Source organism: Amycolatopsis sp. NPDC049253, assembly GCF_040678995.1.
Lineage (GTDB): Bacteria > Actinomycetota > Actinomycetes > Mycobacteriales > Pseudonocardiaceae > Amycolatopsis.
This window is the reverse complement of sequence record NZ_JBFAQX010000003.1, coordinates 106722-124113: the sequence shown is the minus strand read 5'-3', so window position 1 is coordinate 124113 and position 17392 is coordinate 106722. Positions and strand designations below refer to the sequence as shown.

At 70.9% G+C, this 17392-nt stretch carries 18 protein-coding genes; 8 read left to right on the top strand and 10 right to left on the bottom strand.

Annotation, left to right across the window (positions count from 1 at the left end; all coding sequences use genetic code 11):
* Positions 1-105: 105 nt before the first annotated feature.
* From AB0K15_RS08120 to AB0K15_RS08105, 4 genes are all read left to right on the top strand, one after another.
* Complete coding sequence (locus tag AB0K15_RS08120; protein WP_364047028.1) at positions 106-450, top strand: metalloregulator ArsR/SmtB family transcription factor; 345 nt, start codon at positions 106-108, stop codon at positions 448-450.
* The gene (locus tag AB0K15_RS08115; RefSeq protein WP_364047025.1) at positions 447-890 is read left to right on the top strand and encodes an SRPBCC domain-containing protein; all 444 of its coding nucleotides are present in this window, start codon (positions 447-449) and stop codon (positions 888-890) included. The genes AB0K15_RS08120 and AB0K15_RS08115 overlap by 4 nt, the downstream gene beginning before the upstream one ends.
* Complete coding sequence (locus AB0K15_RS08110; RefSeq protein WP_364047022.1) at positions 887-1537, top strand: DUF899 domain-containing protein; 651 nt, start codon at positions 887-889, stop codon at positions 1535-1537. Before AB0K15_RS08115 ends, AB0K15_RS08110 begins: the two co-directional genes overlap by 4 nt.
* A gap of 186 nt (positions 1538-1723) precedes the next feature.
* Positions 1724-2296, top strand: coding sequence for a dihydrofolate reductase family protein (locus AB0K15_RS08105; protein ID WP_364047019.1), 573 nt, complete (start codon positions 1724-1726; stop codon positions 2294-2296).
* Between the two features lie 30 nt (positions 2297-2326).
* On the opposite strand, the gene AB0K15_RS08100 is transcribed toward AB0K15_RS08105, so the two are convergent.
* The 4 genes from AB0K15_RS08100 to AB0K15_RS08085 are packed head-to-tail and all read right to left on the bottom strand — an operon-like array spanning position 2327 to position 8216.
* Positions 2327-2938 (bottom strand): ATP/GTP-binding protein, encoded by a 612-nt coding sequence (locus AB0K15_RS08100; RefSeq protein ID WP_204090344.1) that lies wholly within the window; start codon positions 2936-2938, stop codon positions 2327-2329.
* Positions 2919-3689, bottom strand: a complete 771-nt coding sequence (locus AB0K15_RS08095) for a DUF742 domain-containing protein (protein ID WP_364047016.1) — start codon at positions 3687-3689, stop codon at positions 2919-2921. Before AB0K15_RS08095 ends, AB0K15_RS08100 begins: the two co-directional genes overlap by 20 nt.
* 7 nt (positions 3690-3696) lie before the next feature.
* The gene (locus AB0K15_RS08090) at positions 3697-4149 is read right to left on the bottom strand and encodes a roadblock/LC7 domain-containing protein (protein WP_220238205.1); all 453 of its coding nucleotides are present in this window, start codon (positions 4147-4149) and stop codon (positions 3697-3699) included.
* Positions 4146-8216 (bottom strand): nitrate- and nitrite sensing domain-containing protein, encoded by a 4071-nt coding sequence (locus AB0K15_RS08085; RefSeq protein ID WP_364047012.1) that lies wholly within the window; start codon positions 8214-8216, stop codon positions 4146-4148. Before AB0K15_RS08085 ends, AB0K15_RS08090 begins: the two co-directional genes overlap by 4 nt.
* 979 nt (positions 8217-9195) lie before the next feature.
* Between AB0K15_RS08085 and AB0K15_RS08080 the strand changes: the two genes are divergently transcribed.
* Together AB0K15_RS08080 and AB0K15_RS08075 are read left to right on the top strand one after the other, a co-directional pair.
* Entirely contained in the window at positions 9196-9624 is a 429-nt protein-coding gene (locus tag AB0K15_RS08080; RefSeq protein ID WP_364047009.1) for a DUF485 domain-containing protein, read from the top strand.
* A complete protein-coding gene (locus AB0K15_RS08075; RefSeq protein ID WP_364047006.1) occupies positions 9621-11219 on the top strand; it encodes a cation acetate symporter in 1599 nt (532 codons plus the stop codon). The genes AB0K15_RS08080 and AB0K15_RS08075 overlap by 4 nt, the downstream gene beginning before the upstream one ends.
* 200 nt (positions 11220-11419) lie before the next feature.
* On the opposite strand, the gene AB0K15_RS08070 is transcribed toward AB0K15_RS08075, so the two are convergent.
* Entirely contained in the window at positions 11420-11983 is a 564-nt protein-coding gene (locus tag AB0K15_RS08070; RefSeq protein ID WP_364047003.1) for a helix-turn-helix domain-containing protein, read from the bottom strand.
* 148 nt (positions 11984-12131) lie between these two features.
* On the opposite strand from AB0K15_RS08070, the gene AB0K15_RS08065 reads away from it, so the two are divergent.
* Positions 12132-13574 carry an MFS transporter gene (locus tag AB0K15_RS08065; protein ID WP_364047000.1) on the top strand — a complete coding sequence of 481 codons (1443 nt, stop codon included), beginning with the start codon at positions 12132-12134 and terminating at the stop codon, positions 13572-13574.
* Here the strand turns inward: AB0K15_RS08065 and AB0K15_RS08060 are convergent.
* The 5 genes from AB0K15_RS08060 to AB0K15_RS08040 form a co-directional block, all read right to left on the bottom strand.
* Positions 13571-13921 (bottom strand): DUF3817 domain-containing protein, encoded by a 351-nt coding sequence (locus AB0K15_RS08060; RefSeq protein ID WP_364046997.1) that lies wholly within the window; start codon positions 13919-13921, stop codon positions 13571-13573. The genes AB0K15_RS08065 and AB0K15_RS08060 overlap by 4 nt on opposite strands.
* 29 nt (positions 13922-13950) lie before the next feature.
* Positions 13951-14361, bottom strand: a complete 411-nt coding sequence (locus tag AB0K15_RS08055) for a hypothetical protein (RefSeq protein ID WP_364046994.1) — start codon at positions 14359-14361, stop codon at positions 13951-13953.
* A 145-nt stretch (positions 14362-14506) separates the two neighbouring features.
* Positions 14507-15310 carry a lytic murein transglycosylase gene (locus AB0K15_RS08050; protein WP_364047955.1) on the bottom strand — a complete coding sequence of 268 codons (804 nt, stop codon included), beginning with the start codon at positions 15308-15310 and terminating at the stop codon, positions 14507-14509.
* A 216-nt stretch (positions 15311-15526) separates the two neighbouring features.
* Positions 15527-16009, bottom strand: coding sequence for a helix-turn-helix transcriptional regulator (locus tag AB0K15_RS08045; protein ID WP_326569764.1), 483 nt, complete (start codon positions 16007-16009; stop codon positions 15527-15529).
* Between the two features lie 317 nt (positions 16010-16326).
* Positions 16327-16494, bottom strand: coding sequence for a hypothetical protein (locus tag AB0K15_RS08040; protein WP_220238194.1), 168 nt, complete (start codon positions 16492-16494; stop codon positions 16327-16329).
* A 173-nt stretch (positions 16495-16667) separates the two neighbouring features.
* On the opposite strand from AB0K15_RS08040, the gene AB0K15_RS08035 reads away from it, so the two are divergent.
* Positions 16668-17186 (top strand): GNAT family protein, encoded by a 519-nt coding sequence (locus AB0K15_RS08035; RefSeq protein ID WP_364046989.1) that lies wholly within the window; start codon positions 16668-16670, stop codon positions 17184-17186.
* Positions 17187-17392 lie beyond the last annotated feature (206 nt).

The window sequence follows — 17392 nt, the reverse complement described above, 5'->3', positions numbered from 1 at the left end:
AGCGGCGGTGACGCAGGTCTCAAGCCGCTTCCTCCCGCGGTTGACAGGAGCCAGCTGGGAGCTATATTCAACCTATAAGTTAATCAACCAAGCGATTGAGTACCGATGGCCACTGATCAGCTCAGCACCACGTTCGCCGCGCTGGCGGACCCCACGCGGCGGGCCATCCTCGCCCGGCTCGCCCGGGGTGAGGCAACGGTGAACGAGCTGGCCGAGCCGTTCGAGGTGAGTCTGCAGGCGGTGTCGAAACACCTGAAGGTGCTGGAAGCGGCCGGGCTCATCACCCGCGGCCGGATGCGCCAATGGCGCCCGTGCCGGCTCGAGACGAAGCCGCTCATGGTCGTGGCCGACTGGGTGAACGAGTACCGGCAGTTCTGGGAGGCGGGGTTCGACCGCTTGGACGAGCATCTGCGGCTCCTGCGGGAGCCCCGGAAGGAGACCGAGCAATGACGCAACGGGACCTGACCATCACGCGCGTGTTCGACGCCCCGCGGGAGCTGGTGTTCCGCGCGTGGACCGAGCCGGAACGCCTGGCGAGCTGGCTCGGCCCGGACAAGTTCGCCGCCTCGGGTGTCACGATCGACCTGCGGCCCGGCGGCGCGTGGCGCGCGCGGATCCACAGCGCCGAATACGACGTCGAGCGCTGGATGCAGGGCGCCTACCGCGAGATCAGCCCACCCGGGCGGCTCGTGTTCACGTTCTCGTGGGACCAGCCCGACGACGTGGTCGGCGAGACCGTCGTGACCATCACGTTCACCGAGGTCGGCGACAAGACCGAGATGACGTTCCACCAGGCGCCGTTCCCGACCGAAGAGGAGCGCGCCGGGCACCAGGACGGCTGGAGCTCCACGTTCGAAAAGCTCGCGCACCACCTCGAGGAGGCCCGATGACCACCGCACTCCCCCGCGTCGTGTCCGCCCAGGACTGGCAGGCCGCGCGCGATGCCTTGCTGGTCAAGGAAAAGGAACTGATGAAGGCGGCCGACCACCTGACGGCCGAGCGCCGCCGGCTGCCGATGGTGCGCTTCGACAAGGCGTACGAGTTCACCTCGGCCGAGGGCAAGAAGAGCCTGCTGGACCTGTTCGAGGGCCGCAGCCAGCTGATCGTCTACCACTTCATGCTGCATCCCGGAGACGAAGCGGGCTGCCCCGGCTGCTCGCTGGTCGTGGACAACGTGCCGCACCTGGCGCATCTGCACGCCCGGGACATCACGTTCGTCGTCACCGCGCCGGCGACGCTGCCGGAGATCGAGCGCTACAAGGCCCGCATGGGCTGGGACGTGCCGTGGGTCTCGGCGAACGGCAGCGACTTCACCGAGGACTGCGGCGTCGGCCGGTTCTTCGGGACCAGCGTGTTCCTGCGCGACGGCGACGACGTCTACCGCACCTACTTCACCAGCGGCCGCGGCGCCGAGACGTTCTCCGCGGTGCACCGCTACCTCGACATCACGCCGTTCGGCCGGCAGGAGGCGTGGGAGGAGGAGTCGCGCGGTTCCGACGAACCCGGCGGCTGGTGGCGAAGGCACGACGAGTACTGAGGAGTCCTGAAACTTCCGGCGGAGGACGCAGTTCACCGCGGATCACGGGCCGGTGCCTGGGGGTCCGGCCCGTTTCCGCTGCTCCGGCAAGATCTTTTCGCCGCCGATGTCCGATCGCGACAGCCGGCTCCGACCCTAGGCTGAACGGCGTCCGACAGGGACGCCACTCGGTGAAGGAGCCTGGCCATGGGTGAGCTGGTGTACTACGTCCACGTCTCGGTCGACGGCTGCGTCGAGGGCCCGAACGGCGAGTTCGACTGGCCGAGGATGGGGCCCGAGCTGTCGGCCCACTCGCACGAACTGTCCGACCGCGCCGCCGTGTTCGCCTACGGGCGACGGGTGTGGGACATGATGGCGGGCTTCTGGCCGCGCGCGGAGTCCATCTCGGACGATCCGCACGACGTGGCCTTCGCCCCCGTGTGGCGGAAGACCCCGAAGGTCGTCTTCTCGCGCACGCTCACCGACCCCGGCTGGGACACCGAGGTGCTCGGCGGCGACCTGACCGAGGAGGTCACGGCGCTGAAAGCACGGCACACCAAGGACATCCTGCTCATGGGCGGCGCCGACGTGCCCGCCCAGCTGAGCCGGCTCGGGCTGATCGACGAGTACCACGTGCTCGTGCACCCGGTGGTGCTGGGCGGCGACAAGCGGCCGTTCGCCGTCGACGCCGAGCGGCTCGGCCTGCGGCTCGTCGAGTCCCGCGTGATCGACGGCGCCGTGGTGCTGCTGCGGTATCGCCGGGCCACCGAAGAGAGGTGACCCGGCCGCCGCATCCCCGACGGGACGGGGTCAGCGGGCTTTGGCCGCCCGCAAGGCGATCCACTGCCGCATGGCGTACTCGACGAGCGTGATCAGCGTCTGCTTCGTCGACTCCCGGTCCCGCGCGTCACAGCGGACGATGGGGATGCTGGGGTCGATCGACAGCGCCTCGCGCACGTCGTTGATGTCGTGCTCCAGCACCCCGTCGAACGTGTTGATGCCGACGATGTAGGGCAGGCCGCGGTCCTCGAAGAAGTCGATCGGCGCGAACGAGTCCGCCAGGCGGCGGGTGTCGGCCAGCACGACGGCGCCGATCGCGCCGCGGACCAGGTCGTCCCACATGAACCAGAAGCGCTGCTGGCCCGGGGTGCCGAACAGGTACAGGATCAGGTCGGCGTCGAGCGACACGCGGCCGAAGTCCATGGCGACCGTGGTGGTCGTCTTGTTCGGGGTCTGGTCGAGGTTGTCGATGCCGCGGCTCGCGTCGGTCATCATCGCCTCGGTGGTGAGCGGAACGATTTCCGACACCGAACCCACGAACGTCGTCTTGCCCGCTCCGAAGCCGCCCGCCACCACGATCTTCGCCGATGTCATGGTCGGGGGCGCGGTTTCCCGCGGTGCCTTAAAGCCGACGGAGTCCACTCAAAACCCTTTCCATCAACATCAAGTGTGCTTCGGCGCCGTCATTGCCCGAAATCGTCCGGTGCACGGTGACGAGGCCCGCGTCGGCCGCGTCACTGATCAGCACCCTGGCGACACCCAGTGGCACCCGCAGGGCCGCCGCGACCTCGGCGACCGAGCGCGGGGTCCGGCACTCTTCCATGATCGAGATGCTCTCGATCTGTTCGGCCGCCGCCTCGGGGAAGCCCCCCGCGACGACGTGGTCATTGGTGGAGATCAGCGTCTCCAGCTCGAGCGCGTAGTTCGCCCGGGTCCGGCCGCCGGTGAGAGCGTACGGCCGCACGATCGACGTCTCCTCGGCCGGGTCCACCCGATCGGGTCGGTCCGGCCGGGTGAACGCTGCGGGCATCACGAACTCGCCGCTGGGCGGTCCGGGGTCGAAGAGGCCGCCTGGTCTAGGCCCATCCGCGTCGGTACTGCCCGGTGGAGAGACTAGAGAGGTCACTCGATCTCCTATCTCGGCCGGCGGCTCTGGCGCCGCCGGCGGTTCCTCCGCCGCGTGCGCTCCCGCAGGCGGGGGTTCGGGGGACTGGGACTCCTTACCGGTCTTCTTCCGCTTCTTGCGCGAGCGGCCCGAATCGAGGCTGAAGCCGTTGAGGAGGTCGGCGAAGGTGCCGTCGTCCTCACCGCGGGCAGCACCGGCAGCCCCCGCGCGCGGGGGTTCCTCGCTGTCTCCGGGCTCTCCGCCGAATAATCCGGACCCCGTGCTCATCGCGTAATCATCCCACCGGCTCACCGATCAGCGACCCACCCGCGCCCTGCAATTGCGCGCGGAGTTCCGGGGTCAGGATCTGCCCGACGCGGTCCACGAGCATCGTCATCTCGTAGGCCACCTGACCGATGTCGCAGTTCGGCGCCGCGAGGATCGCGAGGCACGAACCGTCGCTGATGGACATCAGCACCATGATGCCGAGCTCCATCTCGACCACGGTCTCGTTCACCGCACCCGCCTCGAAGCACCGGGCCGCGCCCTGGGTGAGGCTCACGAGCCCGGAGGCGACGGCGGCGAGCTGGTCGGCGCGGTCGAGCGGCAAGCGGTTGGAGGCCGTGAGGAGGAGCCCGTCGGCCGACACCACCACGGCGTGCGCCACACCCGGGACCCGCTCGGCGAAGTCGTTCACCAGCCAGCCGAACTGGTTCTGCTGCGGCTGAGCCGTACTCGGCGAGGTCATTCACCCTCCAGTGTTTCGTGGTTGGTCTCAGTGGCCTGCCCAGTGCGGTGCCGGCCGCGCTGGATGCCCTGTTGGAAACTGCTCAGGCGGCCACGCACGTCGTGCGCGTCGCGGGTCGGACGGGGGTTCGCCGCTCCGGCGGGCGGCGGAGCGCTCCCGGGGAGCAGCTGCTCCCCGCGGCGACGCCGGGGCAATCCTGCCGAAGTGAACGAAGAGGGCGTCGACTGGGACACCGATTGGACCGTCCGCCAGCCCTCGTCGGACCCGAAAGCCCACTCCGCGGCGGGTGTCCCGGCCGCGGCGGCCTCCAGGTTCGCCACCGCGGCGGGCACCTGGCCCGGATCGACGGCCGGCGGTCCGGGCGGCAGGTTGCTGGCGGCGGGACGCCGGGTGGGCAAGGACTCGGGCGCCGCGGGGCGGCCGGGCACCTCGCCTTCCGGGCGGCGCGCCGGGCGCGGGGTGGGCGACGGGCGGGTCGCCGTGCCGTTGCCGGTGCTGCCATTGCCGGTGCTGCCATTGCCGTTGCTGCCGTTGCCGTGGGTCTCGCTCGGGGCCGTCCAGCCGCCCTGCGGATCGAACGCCGGCGGCACCGGCTGGTCCGCCGCGGGCTCCGGCTGAGCGGTGCGCGCCGCGCCGAAGGCACTCGCGACGCCGCGGCGGTCCGGGCGGGTCTCGCCGTCCTGCTCGCGCTCGGCCGCCGGCGTTTCCGCCTGGGCGGCACCGAAAGCGTTCGCGACCGACGGGCGGCCAGTCGCGGTCTCGCCCGGCTGCTCGGTCTTCGCGGCCTGCTCGGCGGCGTCCGCCGCGGCCACCGCCGCGTCGAGGGCACCGACGAAACCGGGGTACTCGGCCGTGGTCTCGTTGTCTCCCACCGGACTCGTCTGGTCCGGACCACCGGTGCCGAACACCTTCGCGACGCCCGGGCGGTCCGCCGGGGTCTCGCCGGCCGGGGCGAACCCGGGGGCCGCGAACCCGGTGCCGGCCTCGCCCTCCAGGCGGTTGAGCGCCGCGGCGCCCAGACCCTGCTGGTCGGCGACCGGCTCGACGACACCGTCGCGGACCTGCTGCCGGCCACGGTTGACCCCGCGCTGGAAGCTGGTGAGGCGACCGCGGACGTCCGCCGGGTCGCGCACCGGCAGGCCCGGCTTGGCCGACTCGGCGGCGGGCAGCTCGTCCGGCGTCGCGCTGCCGGGCATGAGCTGCTCGCCACGACGGCGGCGCGGCAGGCCCGCCTTCGTGAACGCCGTGGGCTCGACCTGCGAGACGGCCTGGACGGTGCGCCAGTTCTCGTCGCTCGCGAAGTCCCAGTTGCGCTCGTCCTGCTCCGGCGTGGTCACCGGGGCGACGCCGGGCTCCGGCTTCGCCACGTCGGCCGGCGGCTGCTCCTCCGGCTTCGGCTCGGTCTTCGCGCCGGCCTTGTCGTCGGTTCCCGCAGCGGACTCGCCGGGCTTCGCGGTCTTCTCGGCCGCGGGCTGGTCTGTACCGGTCTTGGCCGCCGTCTCGTCCGCGGGCGGTGCGGGCGAGCGGAACCACGCCGAGAGCATCTCGTCGAAGATCGGCGTGTTCTCGATCGTCGTCTCGGCGGCCGTCGGCGGCGGCACCTCCGGCACCTTCTGCGCCGCCTCGTTCCACCACTCGCTCAGGGTGGTTCCGTTGGCGGAGAACAGGTCCTTGCCCGAGGGCAGCTCGCGGGCGCGCTCGTCGGCGGGCTCCGGGCGCGCTTCGGGCTCCGGCTCCGGCCGCGGCGGCGGCACGTCGACGATCTGCGGCAGCTGCGGCACCGGCGGCTTGGGCGGCGCGGACGCGTCGTCACGCGGAATCGGGCTGAACAGCGCGGTCCCGGAGATCTCGAGGTCCGACGGCGGGCGCACGCCCGGGTCGACGGTGTGGCCGTTCGCGAAACCGGCGAGGTCGCTCGCCGAGGGCCACAGCTGCTGCTCGTCGGCGCCCTGGATCGGCTGCTGCGGCACGAGCGCGCGGTCCGCGGCCGGGCGCGCCGAGCCGTTGACCGGACGCTGGCGGCGCGGCAGGCCGCCGGGGCTCGCGGGCGGCGCGGCGACGCTGCCGAACGGACCGGTCTGCTGCGTCGGGTTCTCCAGCGCGGCGCCGGTCATGACCAGCTCGGGCGGGACCACCACGGTGGCCCGCACGCCGACGATGTCCTTGCCACCGTGCAGCGAGACGCCGATGCGGTGGCGCCCGGCGAGGCGGCCGACCACGAACAGGCCCATGCGGCGCGAGGTCGCGAGGTCGACCGAGCCGGCCTCGGTGAGGCGGCCATTGGCCTCGACCACCTCGTACTCGTTCATGCCGATGCCCTTGTCGAGGATGTCGACGTTGAGCGAGCCGTCGTCGGCCAGGCGGGTCGCCACGGTCACCTGCGTCTCCGGCGCGGAGAACGCGGTGGCGTTGTCCAGCAGCTCCGCGACGAGGCGCTGCACGTCGCTCGCGGCGAACCCGACGATCTTCACCGCCGGCGGCTGCTGCACCGAGACCCGTTGGTACTGCTCGATCTCCGAGACCGCGGCACGCAGCACGTCGTGCGCGGCCACGGGCTGGCCCGAGCGGCGGCCCGGCTCGGCGCCGGAGAGGACCATCAGGTTCTCGTTGTTGCGCCGCATCCGGGTGGCGAGGTGGTCGAGCTGGAAGAGCGTGGCGAGCTGGTCGGCGTCCTCCTCGTCGCGCTCCAGCCGCTCGATCAGCTGCAGCTGGCGCTGCACGAGACTCTGGCTGCGACGCGAGAGGTTGACGAACACACTGCTGTAGCCCGCGCGCATCGCGGCCTGCTCGGTCGCGAGCCGCAGCGCCTGGCTGTGCACCTTCTCGAACGCGCGCGCGACCTCGCCGATCTCGTCGGACGCCCGCACGGGCACCGGTTCGACCTCGACGCTCTGCGCGCGGCCCTCCTGGATGTTGCGGACGGCAGCGGGCAGATCCTTCTCCGCGACGTCGAGCGCGCTGCGGCGCAGCGTCTTCAGCGACCGCAGGATCTGGCGCGTGATGAGGAAGACGACGGCCGCGGCGGCGACCATCGCAGCGAACAGCAGCACCGCGAGCAGACCCGCGCTGCTGCTGGCGTCCTCGACCAGCGCGGCGGACGCGGCGGTGGCGTCGGCGCTCATCCGGTCGCCGACCTCGGAGAGCTGGCTGACCACCGCGTTGGACGCGTTGTTCCACTCCTGCGACTGGACCTGCGACAGTCCCTCGTCGCTCGTGGGGCCCTGCTCGCCGAGGACGATGCCGACCATGCGCTTGCGGTCGTAGGCGGTGTCGGGCTTGAGGGTGCTCTCGAGGTCCTGGCGCTGCGGCGCGGTGGAGGCCGCGTTGAAGTCGTCGATGCGGTCGTCGTAACGCAGTTCGGCGTCGCGGACGTCGCTGAGCTGCTGCGGTTCCAGCGTGTGGTTGTCGATGCCGTAGGACACCAGTGCCTGGCTGACCGAGACCTGTTCCTTGGCGGCCTCGAGGTCGTGCAGGGCGTTCGCCGTGCCGCCCAGCGCGTCGGCGCTGGCACCGGCGGCCACCGCGGTGTCGGCACCGATGAGGGCGCCGGTCACCGCGTTGTAGTCGCCCACCGCCTCGGCGGCGTCGAGCAGGCCGGCGCCGACCTGCTGGCGGATCACGGCGATCTCGTTGACCTGCGCGGTCGCCGAGTTCACGGCACCGGACACACTGGACTCGGACCCGCCGACGCGGTTCGCCGCCGTGATGAATGGTTCGACCTCGGCGTCGGTGGCCGCGCGGGCGGCCTTCAGCTCGGGCGTGATGCCGGCGGTGCCCGCCGTGAGCTGCGCCGCGGTGAGCGTGCGCTCCTTCTGCAGGCCGTCGGTGAGCTTGCGCAGCTGGGTGCTCAGGCCGACCAGCTTGTCGATCCGCTCGTAGTCGTCAGAACGGCTGACCTGCCCCACGATCGCGGTAATGCCCAGCACCAGCGCGAGGACGATGGGGACCAGCGTCACCGCCGAGAGCTTGACGGGAATGCTCCAGTCCCGCCAGCGCAGCGCCGCTCGCCAGCCCGAGGACCGGCTCGGTCGCCGGGGCGGGCGGCCGAGCAGCTTCTCAACAGGCACCTGGCCATCTCCTGCAACGGTCACGAAAGTGACTCCCTGTCCCGCGTCGTGGCTGCCCGTGGGCGGCTTCCGGTGCTCCCGGATCGGTCCACGGCATTCCGCCGACCCGCGCGATCGACCCCGTGAGGACACGACCGTGCAGACCTTTCACCGTGATCACCGGCGTGCTGCTTCCCGGGACTTTGCACGTGCACGGCGCAAGTTGCGTACTGCACGGCGGTGGTCGAGGTCAACTTGTCTGTGCCTATCGATCGCTGCGGTCAGCTGGGCCAAAGAATCGTACACCAATCCCGGCCGAGGATATTGTCTTCCGCTTCGCACGGCTGACCTGGGAAAAGTCGATTCGGCCCAGGCCGCGGGCCGGGGATTGGACCCCGAGCGGGGTCGAAGAGGGAATTCCGGTTACCGGTTGCTCCGGGTCACGGCGTCCGGCAGTCACCCGATTAGCCCACGCAGGGTAGTCGAATCCCTCGGAGGATCTACGCTCCGTGCCCCCATCGGGTGGGTCACCCCCGAAGATGAACCCGATGTTGTGGTCTGGCAGCAACTCGCCGCCCGACCCGGTGATTTCTTTCGGGACCCGTCACTGGCCTGCGAATCCTCGCCCCGACCCCACCGGAGGGACGCCGGACCGGGGCGCCGGTCCCGCACTTCGACTACCCCGTGTCACGGTATTCGTCCGACCATTGTCCTGGTCTCCACCATTTGCCGCAGCGTTCCTCAGCTGCGACAACGTGGCGTGACATACGCTCTCACTATTACGAGTGATCTGTTCGTGATCTTCATTGAAGGTGCCGTTTTCGCACATTTCCAGCCGGAAAACGAATTCCGGAGACCCTTCTCAGGAACCGGCTTTTTCCGGGATCCGGCGCCGTCGTTACTATGGCCGCCTCCCAGTCCGCAAGGGCAGACCGGGTGCCACTCGAACGAGGGGCCCCGACCCGGCCACCGCCACGGACGCAAGTTGCCGGAGGCAGCCATGCACAACGTCGCGAACACCCCCGCGGCGAGCACCCCGCTCGAGGAGACCGGACAGCTGCCGGCCATGTTCGCCCGCGAGGGCGTGGAGCCGGCGCCGTCGACCCGGCGCGGTCCCGACTACGACCTCATCCAGCGCAGCCCCGAGTTCACCTCCCTGCGCCGGCGGTTCCGCAGATTCGTGTTCCCGATGAGCGCCGGCTTCTTCGTCTGGTACCTGACTTACGTGGTGCTGGCCGCGTACGCGAACGACTTCATGAGCACCCGCGTGTTCGGGCTCGTCAACGTGGGCATGCTGCTCGGCCTCGCGCAGTTCGTGACCACCGCGCTGATCACGCTCGTCTACGTCCGGTTCGCGAACCGGGAGATGGACCCGCGGGTCGCCGAGCTGAGGGAACGGGCCGCCGTGACGGAAGGAACCCGCCAGTGACCACCACCGAGCTCGCCGAGAGCGTGCCGGCGAGCAACCCGCTCGTGAACACGGGGGTGTTCGCGCTGTTCGTCGCGATCACCCTGTTCGTCGTGTACCGCGCGGGCAACCGCGGCAAGAAGACCACCGCCGACTACTACGCGGCCGACAGCGCCTTCACCGGGCGGCAGAACGGCATCGCGCTCTCGGGCGACTTCCTGTCCGCCGCCTCGTTCCTGGGTATCGCCGGCGCCATCGCGATCCACGGCTACGACGGCTTCCTGTACTCCATCGGCTTCCTGGTCGCATGGCTGGTCGACCTGCTGCTGATCGCCGAGCTGCTGCGCAACACCGGCCGTTTCACGATGGGCGACGTGCTGAGCTTCCGGATGAAGCAGCGCCCGGTGCGCGCGGCCTCGGCCGCCTCGACCCTCGTGATCTCGTTCTTCTACATGCTCGCGCAGATGGCCGGCGCCGGCGGCCTCGTCGCGCTGCTGCTCAACGTGCACTCCCGGCTGGGCCAGTCGCTGGTGATCGGGGTCGTCGGCCTCGTGATGGTCGTCTACGTGCTCGTCGGCGGCATGAAGGGCACCACGTGGGTGCAGATCATCAAGGCGAGCATCCTGCTCGTGGCCGCCACGCTGATCACCGTGTTCCTGCTGGGCAAGTACGGGTTCAACTTCTCCCACCTGCTCACCGCGGCCACGGACAACAGCCCGATGGGCACCAGCCTGCTCGAGCCGGGCGGCTCGTACGGCGCCAGCGGCACCACGCGCCTGGACTTCGTGTCGCTGTCGCTCGCGCTCGTGCTCGGCGTCGCGTCTCTGCCCCACGTGCTGATGCGCTTCTACACCGTGCCGAACTCGCGGGAGGCGCGCCGCTCGGTGGTCTGGGCCACCGTCTGCATGTTCGTGTTCTACCTGTGCACGCTGGTGATCGGCTTCGGCGCCGCCGCGCTCGTGGGCAGCGACGAGATCAAGGCCGCGCCGGGCGGCGAGAACTCCGCGGCCCCGCTGCTGGCCCTGCACATCGGCGGCACGCTGCTGCTGGGCATCATCTCGGCGGTCGCGTTCGCGACGATCCTCGCGGTGGTGGCGGGCCTGACGATCACCGCGTCCGCCTCGTTCGCCCACGACGTCTACGCGAACATCTTCAAGCGCGGCAAGGCCGAACCGGCCGACGAGGTCCGCGTCGCCCGCCTGACCGCCCTGGTCGTGGGCGTGATGGCGATCCTCGGCGGCATCCTCGCCAACGGCCAGAACATCGCGTTCCTCGTGGCGCTCGCCCTGGCGGTCGCCGCCTCGGCCAACCTGTCGACGCTGCTGTACTCGCTGTTCTGGAAGCGGTTCAACACCACGGGCACGCTGTGGAGCATCTACGGCGGCCTCGCGGCGTGCCTGGTCCTCGTGCTGTTCTCCCCGGTCGTGTCCGGCGCCGCCGACTCGATCTTCAAGAGCGTGGACTTCCACTGGTTCCCGCTCAAGAACCCGGGCCTGGTCTCGATCCCGTTCTCGTTCCTGTGCGGCTTCATCGGCACCATGGTCGGCCGCTCGAAGGCCGACGGGGCCAAGCACGCCGAGATGGAGGTCCGGTCCTTGACCGGCATCGGGTCCTGACGGCTGCACGGCTGCGACGAGAAGGGGCGGGTCCCGCGAGGGCTCGCCCCTTCTTTCTGGCGAGGACCCGGATTCAGGCCGGCAGCGTGCGGAGGCGCCCCTTCCGGACACGCTCGGCCGGACCGATCACCAGGACCCGGCACCGTCCACGGTGAACATCGACCCGGGCTGACGACGCAGACCGGCGATCTGCGCGGACGTCACCCGCGCAAGCCGTCCATCATCACCTTCATCAGGCGGGCCGCGTCCTCTTCGGACGCGTTCTTCGCGGCCGTGCCGATGCCGTGGCCGAGGCGCAGGACGTCGATGCCCGTGACGTCGGCGCGGACGTCGCCGGTGGTCTGGGCCGCGGTGACCAGGTCGGCGCACGCGGTGCGCAGGCGGGTCTGGCACCACAGAAACGTCTCGGAGCCCGAGTCGATCGACGCCTTGAGGAGGGCGGCGAGGCCGTGGCGCTCGATGACGTACGCGACCTGCTCCCCCAGCCACGCCTGGAGCGCCTCCCACGGCGGCAGCTCGGCGGCGAGCACGGCGGCGCGCGAAGCGAGCTGGTCGATCTCGTCGCGGTAGACGGCTTCCATCAGCTTCTCGCGCGTCGGGAAGTGGCGGTACAGCGTGCCGGCGCCGACGCCGGCACGCTTGGCGATGTCGTCGAGCGGGACGTCGACGCCGTGTTCCGCGAAGGCGTCCTTCGCGGTCGCGACGATGCGGTCGTAGTTCCGCTTCGCGTCCGCCCGCATCGGCCGCGCTGCCTCCGCCGTCATCCACGCACCTCCTCGCACCCGGCTCCCCAGAAAACGGAGAGATTCTCCGAATTCCCTTGCGGAACCGGAGACGCTCTCCATATTATCGCGGACGCAACCAAGTGGAGAGTTTCTCCACTTACCTCGTCCCTCTCTGGGGAGTCCTCCTTTGACCGAGTTGACCGAGCGAACCTCGTCGACCGAGCCTAGGCCGAGACACCGGACCGCCGCGTCCGGGCTCGTCCTCGCGATCGTGCTGACCTGCCAGCTCATGCTGATGCTCGACGCCACCGTGATGAACGTGGCGCTGCCCCGCATCCAGTCCGACCTGGGCTTTTCCGCCACCGGCCTGTCGTGGGTGATGACCGCCTACAGCCTCGTGTTCGGCGGTCTGCTGCTGCTCGGCGGACGCGCGGGCGACCTGTTCGGCCGCCGCCGGATGTTCGTGCTGGGCACGGCCGTGTTCACGCTCGCTTCGCTGGCCGGCGGGCTGAGCACGTCGGCCGGGTTCCTGATCGCCGCGCGCGTGGCGCAGGGCGTCGGCGCCGCGATGGCGGGGCCGAGCACGATCGCGCTGATCACCACCACGTTCACCGAGGCCAAGGCCCGCGTGCGCGCGCTTTCGCTGTTCTCCGCCGTCGCCAGCGGCGGGTTCGCGATCGGCCTGATCGTGGGCGGCCTGCTGACCGAGTGGATCTCGTGGCGGGCCGCGCTGTTCATCAACGTCCCGTTCGGGCTGGCCATCGCCGTGCTCGCGCCGCGGTTCGTGCCCGCGCCGCCGCGCCGGGCGGCTCACCTAGACGTGCCCGGGGCCGTGCTCGGCACGTTCGGCGTCGCGTCGCTCGTGCTGGCGTTCACCCACGCCGCGTCCGACGGCTGGGGCGCGCCGCTCACTCTCGCCGCACTGTCGGCCGGGGTGGTGCTGCTGATCGCCTTCGTGCTGCTGGAGCGGCGCGTGGCCCATCCGCTGGTGCCGCTGTGGCTGTTCGCCGAACGCAACCGCGCGGCCGCCTACGCCAGCTTCTTCCTCGGGCCGATGGCGATGATGTCGATGTTCTTCTTCCTGACGCAGTTCCTGCAGGACGTGCGCCACTTCGCCGCACTGGCCACCGGGTTCGCGTTCCTGCCGATGGCCGCGGCGATCTTCACGCTCAGCCGGCTCATGCCGCGCCTGCTCGCGCGCTTCGGGCCGAAGCCACTGGCCGTCACGGGCACGGTGCTGATGGTCTCCGGCGTCGCGTGGCTGTCGATGCTGACGCCGGACAGCGGGTACGTCGCTTCACTGCTCGGGCCGCTGCTGCTGATGGGCATCGGCGGCGGGCTGGCGTTCTCGCCGCTCAACGTGATCATCATGTCCACCGTGCCCGCCGAGGACGCGGGGGCCGCGGGTGGCGTGCTGCAGACCATGCAGCAGGTCGGCAGCACGCTCGGCCTCGGGATCCTGGTGACGGTGTTCGGCGCGGCGACGCGTTCGGCCGCGGCCTCGGGAGCCACCGGCACCCCGTTGCTGGTCGACGGGATGACGGCCGCGTTCCTGGCGGCGAGCGGGCTGGCCGCCCTCACCGTCGGGGTCGCGCTGACCTTCCGGCGAGGGAAAGCCGTGCCGGCTTAGAAGATGTCCTTGCCCGCCTGCACCCGGTGCGTCACCCGGCGTTCGACGATGAACGAGACGAACGGGACACAGCCGGCGAGCAGCACGAGGATCGTGCTCTTGATCGACCACCGGGCCTTGATCGCGAGGTCGATGCTGCAGGCCAGGTAGATCATGTAGAGGACACCGTGGATCGGCGAGTACACCGCGGCGGGCGTGGCGTTGCCGAAGCCGTACTCGACCACCATCGTCGCGCAGAGCACGAGCAGGCCGACACCGGTGATCCACGCGGTGGTGCGGAACCGCACCAGGGCCCCGTTCAGTCGCGCCGGGCGGGTCTGGGCGGCACCGTCGGTGCTCGTGGTCATGGGTTCGTCCTCACTTCCGAGGTGATGGTTCAGGCCTGTTGGTCGCGGGCGTTGAGCTCGCGCAGGTAGCGGTTGTACGCGGCGAGCTCGTCGTCCTCTTCGGCCACGGGACGGGGCGCCGGGGGACGCGCGGGCGTCGAGACTCTCGGAGCGGGCACGGTGACCGCGGCCTGCTCGGCCTGGGTCTCGGCGCTCTCGCCCTGGGCCTCTTCCCGTTCGCGCAGCTTCTTGATCCGCCAGAACATGAACGCGGGGAACAGCCCGAACAGCGGCCACTGCAGCACGTAGCCGAGGTTCTGGAACGTGCCGTTGGCGGAGGTGAACCGGTCCCACTGCCACCACGCCAGCCCGCAGCACAGCAGCAGGCTCACCGCGCACGTCGCGGCGATCAGGAGCCTGCGCCCGAGCGGGGACACGGCCGGGCCGGAGTTCACTGCCACGGCCTTGACGCTAGCACTGGGAACCGGGGCCGAAGCTGAGAGGCGGGCCCGCACGTGGTCCGCCTCTCAGCCGGTGACCTCGTGGTTCGCACGGATTTCACACCAGCGGGAATCCGGGCCGGCCCGGATTTCGGACGAACGGGCCTCAGCCGGCCCGCACGGCCTTCGCCGACTGCGCGTACCCGTCGGCGAGGCCGAAGACCTTCTGGGCGTATTCGGTGGAGTTGTTGTACGAGAGGATTCCCGACCACCAGCCCGACGGCGTGGCCATGTCGCGCCCGCCCGCGCACAGGTAACGGCCGGCGGCCAGCGCGGCGTCGTCGATCTGCTGTGGGTCGCCGAGACCGTCGCCGTTGCCGTCGGCCGCCCACTTGCGCCAGGTGCTGGGGATGAACTGCATCGGGCCGACGGCTCGGTCGGCCACGGGGTCGCCGTCGAAGCGGCCGCCGTCGGTGTCGCTGATGGCGCGCACGCCCGATGAACCGTCTAGCGGGACGCCGATGATCGGCTTGGACGGCCGGCCGTCGGCGCCGAGCACCGCGCCGCCGTACTGGCCGTGGTTCGACTCGATGCGGCCGATGCCGGCGAGCGTGGCCCACGAGATGCGGCAGCCCGGCTCGGCCGAGCGCATCGCGAGCTCCGCGTTGCCGTACGCGCGCAGCGCCCGCGCGGGCACCCCGGTGACGGCGGCGACCTTCTTGGCCCAGTCGTCGAGCGGGTCGGCGGTGGAGTGCACCGACTGCGGAGTGGTCTGCTGGTCGGCACCACCCGCGACGACGGCACTGACGGGAGCGATCGACCCCGGCCGCACGTCGGCTGCCTTCACGCTCAACGCGGGGATGTCCGTGGTGGTCGGGCTCGCGACCGGCGCCGACGCCCGGGTGACGAGCCACGTGCCGCCACCCGCCACCGCGAGGACCACCAGAACCACCGCGAGCCGAACCGCCACGGCCGCGCCCCCGCGGGCACGGCGTCGGGCGGGTGCGGCTTCGGCCTGCGTCTCGGCAGCGGTCTCGCCGTCGGCGTTTCCGGTGAGGGGCACGAACTCCGGTCCTCCAGCGTGGCGGTCGGTCGATCACACAACGAGCCCGCGCAGGTTAGCGTTACGGACGAGTTCGGATCGCTGCCGCCACGCCGGTTCACCCGGCCGTGTCGAGAGGGTGGATCAGGCGGACTTCTGCTGCCGCGCGAGACGCGCGACGCACCAGGCCGGGGCGCTGCCGCGGCGCAGGTGCTGGAGCACGGTCATCGGGCCCAGCCGGCGGCTGAGGTCCGAGGGCTGCAGGCCCGCCGCGCGGTAGTCGAGGGCCCGCTGGTCGAGCGGGCTGATGCCGGCGTCCCACCACAGCTCGGCCTCGGCGACGTCGCCGACCATCTGCCACCAGCCGGCGGCGGCCACGAGCAGCTCGTCCGGGACTTCGGGCAGCCGGACCCGCATGGCGTCGAGGTAACCGGGGTCCGCGGCGTCGACCTGCGCCCAGCGCGAGGGACCGGACCTCGCACGCTGACCGGGGATGCCGGGCGGAGCCTGAGGCGCGTCGGCCAGCCAGGCGGACGTGATGCGGTTGACCTCCTGCTCCTCGGCGGTCTGCTCGCGCTCCGCGGCCCACTGCCGGATCAACGCGTCCACTCCGGGATCTCCGGTCATCCCTGCCTCCTCATTGGTCCCCGACGGGCCGGCCCTGACGCCTGCCCCGTTGCGCGTCCACGACTTGCACCCAATGCGCGTGACCGAGCGGAAAAACCCCGCCGTGACCCGGCTCCCGGGGGACCGGAGAACCAGCTGATCACGCAATGTGAGCACCGTAGGGCCGGGCCCGCTTTCCGCGCCATACCCCGGGCCCCACAAATTCCTTGACCAGGCCCTTTTAGGGGGCAATCCACCCGGATGGTCGAGCGATCAGCCCGGATCTCGGGATCGCGTTACTCTGGGTAACTACCGGCGGGTAACGAGGCCCGCGGTGATCACGCGAACAGGGTCTGGAAGAACGTGATGATGGCTTCGGCACCGTCGCGCAGCCAGCCGAGCACCTGGTGCACGAGGTTGGCCGACTGGGTGGGCTGGGTGATCAGGAAGAACAGCACGAGGACGACCACCCCGATGACCACGATCTTCTTCACGCCGCCTGACATGGCACCATCCAATCCGCGCGCCGGCTTCAGGACCGGTCGTGCACGCTCACTCTAGTGACGACAGGCCCGTGTGGCCCGCTCGGCGATCGCTCAGCGGGACGCGTGTCACGACCGGGTGACTCCGGCCCGAACGAGTGAGCCGGCGCGCTGAAGGCGCCCGCTAGGCTGCCGCGATGGACGACGTGGTTCTCCGCCCGATGTGCGAGGCCGACCTCGACTTCCTCGAGGCGCTGATCAACGACCCAGCCACCGCGGGCGAGTTCCAGTGGTTCGGCTGGCACGACGACGGCTACCTCCGCCGCCGCTGGCGCGACAACGCCATCCTCACCACCGAGGGCGGGCTCCTCGTCCCGACGCTCGGCGGTGCCGTGCTCGGGCTCCTGTCGTGGCACCGCTCGCGGTCCGGCCCCAGCTCGTACTGCTGGAACATGGGCCTCGTGCTGCGCCCGGAAGCCCGCGGCCACGGCCACGGCACCGAGGCCCAGCGCCTCCTGGTCCGCTACCTGTTCGCGCACACGCAGTTCAACCGCGTCGAGGCCACCACCGACGTGGACAACCGCGCCGAACAGCGCTCGCTCGAAAAGGCCGGCTTCACCCGCGAAGGCATCCTGCGCGGCTACGGCTTCCGCGACGGCGCTTGGCGTGACAGCGTTGTGTACTCGGTGATCCGGTCGGATCTCGAACCCCGCTGACACCTTTCCGGGCGCGCCACGCGGCTCGCGGCCGGGCGGGCTTTCGACCCGCGCGAGGGCCGCGGCGCGATGGCCGAAGCCGCGGCACCGTGGTGCGTTCGCCCTCAACCGGGCAGCAGCCCCTCGCCGCCCGGGCGCGGGTGAAAGCCAGGCACGCCGCCCCTTTCCCGGCCCTCAGGCGACGGCGCCCGCCGTACGCAACACCG